This is a genomic window from Enterococcus casseliflavus (assembly GCF_029215545.1).
Taxonomy (GTDB): Bacteria; Bacillota; Bacilli; order Lactobacillales; family Enterococcaceae; genus Enterococcus_D; species Enterococcus_D casseliflavus.
In genome coordinates this window covers 2,191,684-2,204,603 of sequence record NZ_CP119393.1, presented here as the reverse complement: position 1 = coordinate 2,204,603, position 12,920 = coordinate 2,191,684, and the positions used below count along the sequence as shown (strand labels likewise).

General features: G+C 43.3%; 14 protein-coding genes and 1 other annotated feature. All 14 genes read left to right on the top strand.

Annotated elements, in window-relative coordinates:
* The first annotated feature begins 95 nt into the window (after window positions 1–95).
* Window positions 96–166 (top strand) — a sequence feature (ribosomal protein L21 leader region).
* 19 nt (window positions 167–185) lie between these two features.
* The 14 genes from rplU to P0G38_RS10670 all read left to right on the top strand — a co-directional run bounded on the left by rplU (window position 186) and on the right by P0G38_RS10670 (window position 12,903).
* Window positions 186–494 (top strand): 50S ribosomal protein L21, encoded by a 309-nt coding sequence (rplU, locus tag P0G38_RS10735; protein ID WP_005225751.1) that lies wholly within the window; start codon window positions 186–188, stop codon window positions 492–494.
* 26 nt (window positions 495–520) lie between these two features.
* Window positions 521–865, top strand: coding sequence for a ribosomal-processing cysteine protease Prp (locus tag P0G38_RS10730; protein ID WP_005225752.1), 345 nt, complete (start codon window positions 521–523; stop codon window positions 863–865).
* A gap of 12 nt (window positions 866–877) precedes the next feature.
* Complete coding sequence (gene rpmA / locus P0G38_RS10725) at window positions 878–1,171, top strand: 50S ribosomal protein L27 (protein WP_003126181.1); 294 nt, start codon at window positions 878–880, stop codon at window positions 1,169–1,171.
* 109 nt (window positions 1,172–1,280) lie between these two features.
* Window positions 1,281–1,745, top strand: a complete 465-nt coding sequence (locus tag P0G38_RS10720) for a GNAT family N-acetyltransferase (protein WP_016610308.1) — start codon at window positions 1,281–1,283, stop codon at window positions 1,743–1,745.
* Window positions 1,746–2,205: 460 nt separating this feature from the next.
* The gene (locus P0G38_RS10715; RefSeq protein WP_005235326.1) at window positions 2,206–3,141 is read left to right on the top strand and encodes a phosphate/phosphite/phosphonate ABC transporter substrate-binding protein; all 936 of its coding nucleotides are present in this window, start codon (window positions 2,206–2,208) and stop codon (window positions 3,139–3,141) included.
* Window positions 3,142–3,236: 95 nt separating this feature from the next.
* On the top strand, window positions 3,237–4,025 hold the full coding sequence (gene phnC, locus P0G38_RS10710; protein ID WP_005225755.1) for a phosphonate ABC transporter ATP-binding protein: 789 nt from the start codon (window positions 3,237–3,239) through the stop codon (window positions 4,023–4,025).
* Window positions 4,022–4,804 carry a phosphonate ABC transporter, permease protein PhnE gene (gene phnE / locus P0G38_RS10705; RefSeq protein ID WP_005235330.1) on the top strand — a complete coding sequence of 261 codons (783 nt, stop codon included), beginning with the start codon at window positions 4,022–4,024 and terminating at the stop codon, window positions 4,802–4,804. The genes phnC and phnE (P0G38_RS10705) overlap by 4 nt, the downstream gene beginning before the upstream one ends.
* Window positions 4,801–5,592: a phosphonate ABC transporter, permease protein PhnE gene (gene phnE / locus P0G38_RS10700; protein WP_275850812.1), complete on the top strand. Its 792-nt coding sequence runs from the start codon at window positions 4,801–4,803 to the stop codon at window positions 5,590–5,592. The genes phnE (P0G38_RS10705) and phnE (P0G38_RS10700) overlap by 4 nt, the downstream gene beginning before the upstream one ends.
* 147 nt (window positions 5,593–5,739) lie before the next feature.
* Entirely contained in the window at window positions 5,740–6,648 is a 909-nt protein-coding gene (locus P0G38_RS10695; RefSeq protein ID WP_275850808.1) for a diacylglycerol/lipid kinase family protein, read from the top strand.
* Window positions 6,649–6,744: 96 nt separating this feature from the next.
* Window positions 6,745–7,278, top strand: a complete 534-nt coding sequence (locus P0G38_RS10690) for a GNAT family N-acetyltransferase (RefSeq protein WP_275850805.1) — start codon at window positions 6,745–6,747, stop codon at window positions 7,276–7,278.
* Between the two features lie 182 nt (window positions 7,279–7,460).
* Entirely contained in the window at window positions 7,461–10,283 is a 2,823-nt protein-coding gene (locus P0G38_RS10685; protein ID WP_476728973.1) for a sigma-54-dependent transcriptional regulator, read from the top strand.
* 229 nt (window positions 10,284–10,512) lie between these two features.
* A complete protein-coding gene (locus P0G38_RS10680) occupies window positions 10,513–11,007 on the top strand; it encodes a PTS sugar transporter subunit IIB (RefSeq protein ID WP_026008065.1) in 495 nt (164 codons plus the stop codon).
* Window positions 11,008–11,076: 69 nt separating this feature from the next.
* On the top strand, window positions 11,077–12,069 hold the full coding sequence (locus P0G38_RS10675; RefSeq protein WP_275850802.1) for a mannose/fructose/sorbose PTS transporter subunit IIA: 993 nt from the start codon (window positions 11,077–11,079) through the stop codon (window positions 12,067–12,069).
* A gap of 30 nt (window positions 12,070–12,099) precedes the next feature.
* Window positions 12,100–12,903, top strand: coding sequence for a PTS mannose/fructose/sorbose transporter subunit IIC (locus P0G38_RS10670; protein ID WP_005225764.1), 804 nt, complete (start codon window positions 12,100–12,102; stop codon window positions 12,901–12,903).
* Window positions 12,904–12,920 lie beyond the last annotated feature (17 nt).

The following is a 12,920-nucleotide window of genomic DNA, read 5'->3' as shown; positions in this document are numbered from 1 at the left end:
AATGACTAGTAGCAAAAGAATTCTGTCTTTTCCTTAATTAGTGATTGACTTTAGGAAAACATTTTGATAAAGTTAATCTGTTGTAATTGTGGACTCCACAGCTACAACCGCACAGAACAAGTAGTAAGTACGAAAGTCACTTGGGATGGCGAGTCTAAGTATATTATAAGGAGGTGCTGTAGAGCATGTACGCAATTATCAAAACTGGTGGGAAACAAGTAAAAGTTGAAGTGGGTCAAGCAATCTACGTTGAAAAATTAGACGTTGAAGCTGGACAAAAGGTTACTTTTGATGAAGTTATCTTAGTAGGTGGCGAATCAACAAAAGTGGGTGCCCCAATCGTTGCAGGAGCAACTGTTGAAGGGACTGTTGAAAAACACGGCAAACAAAAGAAAGTCGTAACTTTCAAATACAAACCTAAAAAACATTCACACCGTAAACAAGGTCACCGTCAACCTTACACAAAAGTTGTTATTGACGCGATCAACGCTTAATTCTTACGAAAAGCAGGGTAACGAATATGATCAAAGGGACATTCAAACGAAATGACTCTGGTCGGATTGTTTCTTTTGAACTAGCTGGACACGCACAAGCAGGAGAATACGGCAAAGACATCGTCTGTGCTGCAGCATCCGCTTTAGCGATCAGTGCAGTCAATGGGATCGATGCTTTGGCTGGCGTTGCGCCAAAAGTTGAAGCAGATAACGAAAATGGTGGGTACTTATTAGTCACACTGCCTTCTCGTTTAACCCAAGAGCAGTCGAATATCGCACAAATTCTTTTAGAAAATTTGTTGATCGGCTTGCAATCAGTTCAAGAAGAGTACAACGATTATATCCAAATCAAAACTACTAAAGAAAACTAGGAGGTGCATCTCATGTTGATGAAAATGAATTTGCAATTCTTCGCTCACAAAAAAGGTGGGGGTTCTACTTCTAACGGACGTGACTCTCAATCAAAACGTTTAGGTGCGAAACGTGCTGACGGTCAAACCGTTTCAGGCGGATCAATCCTTTATCGCCAACGCGGTACTAAAATTTACCCAGGGGTAAACGTAGGTATCGGTGGAGATGATACATTGTTTGCAAAAGTTGATGGCGTTGTTCGTTTCGAACGTAAAGGCCGCGACAAAAAACAAGTATCTGTTTATCCAGTAGCGCAAGAAGCATAAGAAAATGACATCCAGATTACGTAAAAGTAACCTGGGTGTTTTTTTATACACCGATGAAACCGTTTTAACGAAATAGTTATTTATAATGGCTTAGATAAGGAGCGAAGCAATGATTCAATTAAAAGAAATCACGAAAGAAAACTATCGTGCGTGCATGAATTTGAAGACAACGAAGGAGCAAGAAGACTTTGTTGCGCCCAATTGGTACTCAATGTTAGAGGCGATCTATGAGGAACCTCGTCAGGCATTTGCCCTATACAATGGTGAGGAAATGGTTGGCTTTATCCTATTTAGTTTTTACGAGGCAGATGAGGATTATCCAAAAGCTTCGTGGTGGATCGAGCGGTTTATGATCGCAGAAAATTTCCAAAATCAAGGGTTAGGCACTCAGGCGTTTCTTGCTGGGTTAGATTGGTTCAAAACCCATATCCAAGCGCAAGAATTAAGGATCTCCGCTGTGGATGGCAACGAGATCGCAACGAAGCTTTACGAACGCAATGGCTTTGTTTTGACGGGTGAAATGATTGAGAACGAGCATGTACTCTTGTTGCAGCTGCCAACGGATCAAGGGTAAATGACTCTTTTTACAGTAAGAGAATGAGGTCAAAAGCAGAGGTTCTTAAGGGAATCCTCTGCTTTTTTTGTATTGTTTCGTAAAAAAAAGTGTGCGGTCATCTTCTGGTTAGACGTTTCAAGAAAATTTGTGCACTCGGGGTAAGAATGACGAGTATGTCCATGCTTTGTTGTTCACAAAGTTCCTTTTGCTGTTAACAGAATCTTTACACGTTGACAACACAAACCTTATATTCATTTGATACTCTGAGGAAGTAGAACAAATGGAAAGAAACTTTCGAAAAACGTTGATTATTGAGAATGTACTCACGAATGATTTCGGTCAAAACACGAACATTGTCAAAAAAGAAAACGTTCGTAATTCGAAAAAGATTGTTTTTAATTCGGTGGTTTTTTATAATCAAAAAGGAAAGTTCGGAATTCCATGAGTTCGATTTTTTATATGAAAAGGAGAAAAAGTGATGAAAGTTTGGAAGAAAACGGCAATGTTTGGTTTAGGTTTGGTGGCAGCAGTTACGCTGGCGGCATGTGGCTCAGGTGGAGCAAGTACTGACTCGGCGGCTGAGGAAGCAGGATATGTACCAGAAAAGTTGACCGTTCAATTTGTCCCATCACAAGCAGCAGAAACATTAGAAGCAAAAGCAAAACCACTTGAGCAATTGTTAAGTGATGAATTGGGGATTCCAGTTACAGTGAGTGTTTCCACTGACTACAATACAATCGTCGAAGCAATGGCTTCGAAACAAGTAGATGTCGGCTTTTTACCGCCGAATGCCTATGTTTTAGCAAATGAGCAAAGCAATGTAAAGGTGTTATTGCAAGCACAGCGTTATGGCATCAAGCAGCCTGGTGGCGAATCAACGGATGAATTGGTTGATAGCTATCGTTCAATGATCGTCGTAAAAAGCGGCAGCGACATCAAAGAGTTGGAAGATTTAAAAGGCAAAACGATTGCCACGCAAGATGTTACTTCTTCTGCCGGTTATGTTTGGCCAGTAGCAGAAATGAAAAAAGCAGGCATCGATATCAATACGGATGTGACGACTGTTCAAGTCAAAGGCCATGACCAAGCGGTCTTATCAGTCTTGAATGGCGACGTTGATGCGGCGTTCGTTTTTGAAGATGCCCGTAACACGGTCAAAAATGATTACCCAGAAATCATGGATGAGGTAGAACCAATGTACTTTACCGAACCGATTCCGAACGATACGATCAGTGTTCGCAGCGATATGAGTGAAGAGTGGGACAAAAAAATCCAAGATGCCTTTATCGCGATCGGAAAAGATGAAGAAGGGAAACAAATCATCTCTGATATTTACTCTCATGAAGGATACGTTGTTTCACAAGACAGCAATTTCGACATCGTAAGAGAGTATGCGGAACAAGTCGGACAATAATTAATAGATGAATAGATCGGGAGGGTACCGGTAGTTGAGGTACCCTTTTCGAATGGACAGCAATTTTTACCTAATGGAAAGAAAGTAGGAGAATCATGGCTCTAGAGAACGAAACGATTATTTCATTTCAGAATGTGACCAAGCAATACCCAAATGGGGTGTTGGGGTTGAAGGACTTGAACATCGATATCAAAAAAGGGGAATTTGTCATCGTAGTGGGCTTATCCGGTGCAGGTAAATCGACGATGCTGCGCTCCATCAATCGACTGCACGAGATTACAAGCGGCGAGATTTTAATCGATAACAAGTCGATCACAAAAGCAAAAGGAAGAGAGCTGCGCTTGATTCGTCGAGACATTGGCATGATTTTCCAAAGCTTCAATTTGGTGAAACGTTCGAGTGTCTTGCGAAACGTCTTAACGGGGCGAGTGGCTTATCATCCCACGCTCAAAATGCTGCTGGGTCTGTTTCCGCAAGCGGACAAAGAGTTGGCGTATCAATCACTGCAGCGGGTCAATTTAGCAGAAAAAGTCTATACCCGAGCCGATGAATTGTCTGGCGGTCAGCAGCAGCGGGTTTCGATTGCCCGGGCGTTGACGCAAGAGCCGAAGATTATTTTAGCGGATGAACCAGTTGCTTCATTGGATCCGTTAACCACTGAAAAAGTCATGAATGACTTAAAACGGATCAATCAAGATCTGGGGATCACCATCGTAGTCAATTTACATTCTGTCCAATTGGCAAGAGAATACGGCACGCGGATCATCGGGTTGCGAGACGGAGGCTTGGTTTTTGATGGCCCTGTCAGTGAAGCGACCGATCAGCGATTGAAACAGATTTATGGCAGCGAGATCATGGAAGAGCAGGAAGGGGCGGGACAATGACGACAAATACGTTGCCGAAACGCAGCGGACTATGGAAAAATGTTCTTTGGCTCGTCATTTTTTTAGTGGTATTGTTCGTTAGCGGCTCTATTTCAGGTGTTGATTTGGCACGGTTCTTTAGCAATAGCAGTCAAATGAATGTCATCTTACAAAAGATGGCTCATCCTGATTGGGCGTATGCCAAAATCATTGTTGAGCCGATTTTGCAAACCATACAAATGGCGATCATCGGCACAACCTTTGGTGCACTGGCGGCCTTTCCGTTTTCACTTTTAGCAGCACGAAATATCATGACCAATCATTGGATCAGTGGTTGTTTCCGTTTTGTTTTGAATATCATTCGGACGGTACCTGATTTGATGCTGGCGGCTTTATTTGTCGCCATTGTCGGAATTGGTCCGGTTGCAGGGGTGATCTCCATCTCTGTGTTTTCTTTTGGGATGATCACCAAATTGTTTTATGAATCGATTGAAACGATTGATGAAGGTCCGATCGAAGCGATCACGGCTTCTGGAGGATCGAAGTTTGATATCATCCGCTATGCAGTCGTACCGCAAGTCATGAGTCATTTTCTTAGTTACTTGCTTTATGCCTTTGAGATCAATGTGCGGGCATCGACGATTCTTGGGTATATCGGCGCAGGCGGAATCGGTGTTTTCTTACAACGATCTTTAAGCCAATTTCGATATGACCAGACGTCGATCATCGTCTTAGTGATTTTTGCAGTTGTTTTGGTGATTGATACCATTAGTAATAGATTAAGGGAGCGATTATTATGATGTTGCCAGCAGAACCGAAAAAGAAAAAAATACGGAATTGGCTGATCGCTGTAGTCGTTATCCTCCTTTATATCTGGGCTTTTGCTGGCGTGCCTTTTGCTGCTGTTAAAGAAAATGTCGGTCAAATTGTCGGCTCGATCTTTTATGGCCTGATCCATCCTGATTGGGGCTATGTTTATACCGGTGATGGCGAAGATTTGATCAGTCTGATGATCGAAACCGTCGCGATTGCCTTTGTTGGAACCTTTTTGTCATCGATTTTAAGTATTCCTTTTGCCTTTTGGGCGGCGCGCAGCAAAAACAGCCCTCGCTGGTTATCGGGATTTGGGAAAATCGTGCTGACGGCGATTCGAACGTTTCCAGAAATCGTCTTAGCCATCATGTTTATCAAAACGGTAGGTCCGGGCTCCTTTGCTGGAGTCTTGGCGGTCAGTGTCCATTCCATTGGGATGCTAGCAAAGCTTTACAGCGAAGCGATCGAAAACATGGACCATGGTCCCTCGGAATCCGTCATTAGTGCGGGAGGAAGCCGCTGGGATGTATTAGGCTTTGCGACATTGCCGCAACTGATCCCAGAATTTCTTTCTTTTACCTTGTATCGATTTGAACTGGCTGTCCGTTCAGCTTCGATCTTAGGGATCGTAGGGGCAGGTGGGATCGGTACACCGATGATCTTTGCCATCAATGCGCGTTCATGGAGCCGTGTAGGGATCATTTTATTAGGGATCGTGGTGACGGTCACGATCATTGATTTTATTTCTGGGCGTTTGCGTAAACGATTGGTTTAATAAAATGAAGTGAGTACTCGAAAAAACACAGTCTGATTAGGCTGTGTTTTTTTTGTAGGGGGATAGGCGGAGGTCGTTTAAGACAGGTTTCGTGAAACTTGTTATACTGGATTCATAGAAAATGAACCCAAACAAGGAGGCTGTTTTATGAAAGCATTATTGATCGTCAATCCAAGCTCTGGTGGGGAACAGGCCCAAGAATATGAGCAGCTGGCAGAAGAAAAGTTGCGGGAAGCTTTTTCAGAAGTCGTGGTCAAACATACCGAAAAAGAAGGAGATGCCACACGTTTTGCCTCTGAAGCGGCAGCAGATTTTGACAGTATCTTTGCAATGGGCGGTGATGGTACCGTCAATGAAGCGGTCAATGGCTTAGCCCCTCATGACAAACGACCAAATTTTGGTTTCTTCCCGCTGGGAACAGTAAATGATTTAGCCAGAGCATTAGCGATTCCACTAGATCCTAAGGAAGCCATCGAATCATTTGCAGTGGATCACACCCGAAAAATCGATATTGGTCAGGTCAATCAAGACTATTTTACCAATGTGGTGGCGATCGGTATGATTCCAGCAGCGATCAACAACGTAGAGGTCGAAGAAAAAACCAAGCTGGGAAAAATGGCCTATTTTGTTTCTGGTCTGCGGGAAGTGCGGAAAAATGAAAGTCATCCGTTTGAAGTGACCGCCGAAAATAATGGCGAAAAAACGACGATCGCTGTGGAAAGCAGTACGATGATCGTTGGGTCATCCAATACGATCGGCGGTTTCGAATCTCTTTTGCCTAAAGCGAGTACCGATGACGGCAAATTACATCTGATCTACTTGAAGGATACGAATCTTTGGGAGACCGTCAAAAGTGTCCCAGAGCTTCTCAAAGGGGTGACAGAATCAAATGATGTTCTTGGCTATCAAACCTTTGATAAAGCTGCGATTCGTTTGGCGGATGGGGCAACGATCGAAACAAATGTCGATGGTGATCCAGGACCTGAATTGCCAATCACAGTAGCGGTACTGCCACAGCATCTTACCGTGTATTGCGGAGCTGAAAAAGCCCGCTAAATCATTTATCACTAGGAAACGATCCGTCAAAAGCGGATTGTTTTTTTTGTTCAGAAAGAGTATACTGGGAAAAAATTTACTGAAAGAAGGGATTCTATGACGATACGTTCTGCCACGATTGCAGATGCCCAAGCCTTGACAGCGATCTATGCTTATTATGTAGAAAATACGCCGATTACCTTTGAAACGGAGGTGCCATCGGTTCAAGAATTCGCGGAACGCATCGCCAAGACCTTGAAACGTTACCCGTATCTCGTTGCAGAAGAGGCTGGTGAAATCGTCGGTTATGCCTATGCGTCAGCCTATAAAGAACGGGCTGCGTACGATTGGACCGTTGAAGTAACCGTTTATTTAGCACCGGATGCCAAAGCAAAAGGGCTCGGCACCGCTCTTTATCAAGCGCTTGAAGAAAAATTAAAAGCGCAAAACGTGGTCAATCTGACTGCATGCATTACAGGAGGCAATCAACAAAGCGAGGCTTTTCATGAGAAGTTTGGGTATCGGAAAGTTGCTGATTTTGCGCAGGTCGGCTATAAGTTCAATCGATGGCACGATGTGATTTGGATGCAAAAAGAACTGCAATGGTTTCCTGAGAAGGTACCAGCGTTCATTCCCAATGAAAAAGCCTAACGCATCCTGACTTTTGAATATCTTTTTTTGGCAAAATGCTTTATGCTGAGAGTAGCATGTGATAGGACGTTCTATTGCTCTTTCGAACAAAGTATTTTGCTTTTTCTGTGCGGAAAAAAAGTTGCTTTTTTATAGAAAAATGAGTAAAGTATTCAAGTGGAAAAAACAAGGAGGCGAAGCTGTTGGGCAAGCGAATCGAACGGATTTATCAATATATCGTCGAAAATACGATGAGCGGCTTAGGGGAAAAGAAAGGGTTGTCTACTTCAGAAGTTGCCGATCATTTAGCCATTCAGCGCAGTAATGCCAGTAAGGATTTAAATAAGCTTGTCAAAGAAGGGCGCGTCGAAAAAAGCGACTCGCGGCCTGTTCGCTACTGGGCGGCAGGGGTCGATCCCAGCAGTAGGGAAAAGTATGTGCCAAGCTACAAAGAAAGTCGCCCGCAAAGAGAAAAAGCCTTCCCTCAACGGGTACAAGGAAAACCCTCTGACCGAGATATTTTTGCGACGATCATCGGTGCCAACGGAAGTATGAAAAATGCCGTTGAGCAGGCGAAAGCAGCCATCTTGTATCCGCCAAAAGGGCTAAACTGCTTGATCACAGGGCCTACTGGTTCTGGGAAAACCTACTTTGCCCATGCAATGTTCCAGTTTGCCAAAAGCAATCAAGTAATTGCCGATGACAAAGAATTGATCGTCTTTAACTGTGCCGACTATGCAAATAACCCAGAGCTTTTGATGAGCCATTTGTTTGGTTATGTACGGGGGGCCTTTACGGGTGCCGATCAAGAGAAGATCGGTATTATTGATCAAGCGGATGAGAGTATGTTGTTTCTCGATGAGATCCATCGATTACCGCCAGAAGGGCAAGAAATGATTTTTTACTTTATGGACCATGGAACGTTTAGTCGTTTAGGGGAAACGGGCAAAAATCATCAAGCGAATGTCCGAATCGTTGGAGCCACTACCGAAGACCCCAACTCAACGCTATTAGATACCTTTACCCGACGCATTCCTATCAATATTCAACTGCCCTTCTTTGAGAAACGACCCGCATCAGAAAAAGTCGATCTCGTTCGGGTGTTAGTCGGGCAAGAGGCGTCCCGTATTCAGCGGACGATCACCTTGACAGAAGATGTAGTCAAAGCGTTGATCGGCAGTGTCAGTTTTGGGAATATCGGTCAATTGAAATCCAATGTCCAGCTCGTCTGTGCACGGGGCTTTTTGAATCATATGCAACAAGATGAGATTGAGATCGATTTGATCGATTTGCCAGAAGGGATTCGTTCAGGATTGATCGTTTTGGGGAATCGCCGCAATGAGCTGGCGGAGCTTTCTAAAATCCTTGAACCGAAGATCAGCATTCAACCGAATCAAAACTTAAACAATATTCAATCAGATTCCTATGAATTGCCTTACAATCTCTACGACATCATCGGGGATAAAGCAGCCTTATTAAAAGCAGATGGTTTGGATCAAGAAGCAATCAATCATTTTATTTCAACTGATATCAATGTTCATTTGAAATCTTTTTATAAAGATCACGGCTTCTCTTTTAATTCTGTCAATAAACTAAGTGAATTTGTCGATCAGAAAGTGATCAGTGTAACAAATCAAATTTATGAGATGGTTCGGAAACGGTTAAATTACGATTTCCAGCAAAACTTTATTTACGCGATGAGTTTGCATATCAGTTCTTTTTTGAAAAAGATCCATTTGGGAGAAGAACGGCAAACCAACGACAACATTCGTCAAATGGTGGCGGATTACCCCCAAGAGTTCGAAGTTGCCAAAGAAGTCCGCGACTTCATCGGCGACAGCTTTCACGTGGCGATTCCTGAAAGTGAATCCTATTACTTGGCAGTTCTATTGGTTTCACTGCGTACGACACATTCCTCTGGGAAAATTGGTGTCGTTGTGGCAGCTCACGGCAACAGTACGGCTAGTAGTATGGTACAAGTAGTCAAGCAGCTGTTGGAAGTCGATCAAGTGACAGCGGTGGACATGCCATTAGATATGCCACCGGCTGTGGCGTTGAAAAAAATCGTGGATAGTGTACGAGCAGTCAATGACGGCAGTGGGGTGATCCTCTTAGTCGATATGGGGTCCTTAGCGACCTTTAATAATGAAATCCAGCGAGAAACGGGTGTGGCTGTTCGAACAGTCGATATGGTGACTACCTCCATCGTCCTTGAGACGGTCCGTAAAGCATCAGTGATCGGCACGGACCTCGATCAGCTCTATGATTCATTACGGAAGTTCCGCGGATACGGAGCGGTCACTGTGGAAGAACCAGTGACACAAAACCACCAGCCTAAAGCGATTCTAGCGGTCTGCGCTTCGGGAAAAGGGACAGCGCAGCGCATCAAAGAATTGATCCAAAGCTCATTGTCAAAACGCCAAAATCAAAATGTTGACGTAGTGACCTTATCGGTGGCGGATCTGAGAACGGACTTGGATCAGATTCAACAGCGCTACCGGCTGATTGCCGCAACGGGGATCATTGATCCGCATATCGATGCACCGTTTATTTCATTAGAACGTTTTATCGACCAAGATGTTGATCTTTTGTTGGATGATATCTTATTGGAAAACGATTTGAGTTTTGAAGATGAAGTGCAGCTAGATGATCGGCAGGCAAAGGAAATCTGTGTTCGGTATTTAGAGGAAAATTTTACCTATATCAATGCGAAAAAAGTGGTAGAGCCGTTGTGGAAATTTGGCGAAGAGATCATTCACGATTTGGATTTGGTAGGGGCGCAGCAAGGCTTTCAGATCAATTTTGTGATGCATGGCGCAGGTATGCTGGAGCGGATCTTATTGCGTCAACCATTGACTGTTTCTGAAATTGATTTAGCAGCGATGGAGGAGAATCCTCTTTACGGCCAATTGCATGTGCATGTCCAATCATTTTCGCGCTTGATGAATATCGAAGTGCCGAAGACAGAAGAGTATTACCTGCTGGAGTTGATCAAAAACCATCACGAAAAAGAAATGTATTTTTAAATCCTGCAAATAATACAGATACACTAAAAAAGATACAGTATTTTTTAGTGTATCTTTTTTAGTGTATTGTCCGAATGCTGATTCTTAAGGTTTTTTCAAGAATAGTGTATCGAAAAAACTTGGCACGCTTCTTGCTTCTATATAAGTGGATACAGGAGGTGATTGAAAAAAGAACAGATCCTCAATATGAAAAGCGGATCGATGGATGTAGGAGGCTTGCACAATGGGAATGGATATACGTCTTGCCCGAATCGACGATCGGTTGATTCATGGTCAGGTCGCCACAGCTTGGTCGAAAATGACTGGTATCAATCGAATCATCGTGGTCAGTGATGAGGTCGCAAATGACCAATTACGGAAGTTTCTCTTGAAAGAAGCTGCTCCACCAGGAATCAAATCCAATGTGGTGACAGTAGCAAAAATGCTTGAGGTGGCGCATAACACATTATTTAATACGCAAAAAGTCATGTTATTATTTACCAACCCTCAAGATGTCGTGACTCTGGTCAAAGGAGGCATTGACATTCGTTCCGTCAATATCGGCGGCATGAGCTTTTCAATGGGAAAACGGATGATCACTAATTTCGTGTCAGTCAATGATCAAGATCTTGCTTCGCTGCTTTATTTGCAAAATCAAGGCATAGAAGTAGAGATACGCAAAGTTCCAGCTGATCGTAAAATCTTTTTGAAGGATATTTTGGAAAAAGAAGGTAGTCACCCTTAATTTTTTCGATGTTGTTTTTTCTTTCGTATTCGTGTCACATTTTTCAATTTTGATATAGGAGGTAAAAAGATGGTAGGAATTATCCTAGCAAGTCATGGAGAATTTGCTAACGGCATTTTGCAATCTGGTTCAATGATCTTCGGCGAACAAGAAAATGTTAAAGCTGTTACATTGATGCCAAGTGAAGGTCCAGATGACATCAAGGCAAAAATGCAAGAAGCAATTGCTACATTTGACGATCAAGAAGAAGTATTATTCTTAGTTGATCTTTGGGGTGGTACTCCTTTCAACCAAGCAAACAGCTTGTTTGAAGATCACAAAGACAAATGGGCAATCGTTGCTGGTATGAATTTACCAATGGTGATCGAAGCCTATGCTTCACGTTTTTCAATGAACACTGCGCATGAAATCGCTGCGCACATCGTTGAAACAGCTAAAGAAGGGGTTAAGGTCAAACCAGAAGAGCTTGAACCAGAAGAAGCGACAGCACCAAAAGCTGTGCAAGACGATCAACCTAAAGGATCACTTCCTCCGGGAACTGTTCTAGGCGATGGCAAAATCAAAATCGTGCTTGCGCGTGTGGATTCTCGTTTGCTACATGGTCAAGTCGCTACAGCTTGGACAAAATCAGTTAATCCATCTCGGATCATCGTTGTTTCTGATGCAGTGGCAAAAGATGATTTGCGTAAAAAACTGATCGAACAAGCAGCTCCTCCAGGAGTAAAAGCGAACGTCATTCCAGTGGATAAAATGATCGAAGTTTCTAAAGACCCTCGTTTCGGGAATACGAAAGCTTTACTATTATTTGAAAACCCACAAGATGTGTTGCGTGCAGTTGAAGGTGGCGTTGACATCACTGAGGTGAACGTTGGTTCAATGGCTCACTCTGTTGGGAAAGTTGTTGTAAGTAAAGTATTGTCGATGGGTACGGACGATGTGAATACATTTGAAGATCTAAAAGGACGCGGCATCAAATTCGATGTGCGTAAAGTGCCAAATGACTCTCGAGACAACATGGACGAAATCTTACGCAAAGCCAAAAATGAATTGGCGAATAAATAGAAACGTATTCAACTAAATAGGAGGTCTATCATGACTATTATATCTATGGTATTAGTAGTACTCGTTGCCTTTTTAGCTGGTATGGAAGGAATCTTGGATGAATTCCAATTCCATCAACCGCTAGTCGCGTGTACTTTGATCGGTTTAGTGACCGGTAATTTGGAAGCATGTATCATTTTGGGCGGATCATTACAAATGATCGCACTTGGATGGGCAAATATCGGTGCCGCTGTTGCACCTGATGCTGCATTGGCGTCTGTTGCATCTGCAATTATTTTAGTTTTAGGTGGACAAGGAACTGCTGGTGTTGATACAGCGATTGCCGTTGCGATCCCTCTAGCTGTTGCTGGTTTGTTCTTGACAATGATCGTTCGTACATTGGCTGTGCCAATCGTTCACTTTATGGATGCTGCTGCTGAAGAAGGCAACATTCGTAAAATCGAAATGTGGCATGTGATCGCTGTATGTATGCAAGGGGTTCGTATTGCGATTCCTGCAGCTGCATTGTTGGCAATTCCTGCTGCAACTGTTCAAAACTTCTTAGAATCAATGCCTGCATGGTTAACTGATGGTATGGCTATCGGTGGTGGTATGGTCGTTGCCGTTGGTTATGCAATGGTTATCAACATGATGGCAACTCGTGAAGTATGGCCATTCTTCATTATCGGTTTCGTTATCGCAGCTATTTCTCAATTGACATTGATCGCTATCGGTGCTTTGGCAGTAGCAATCGCATTGATCTACTTGAACCTAACTAAAATGGGCGGATCATCAAATGGAGGCGGCGGCAGCAACACTGGCGACCCTCTAGGCGATATCTTGAATGACTATTAGAATCGAAGGAGGAGAAA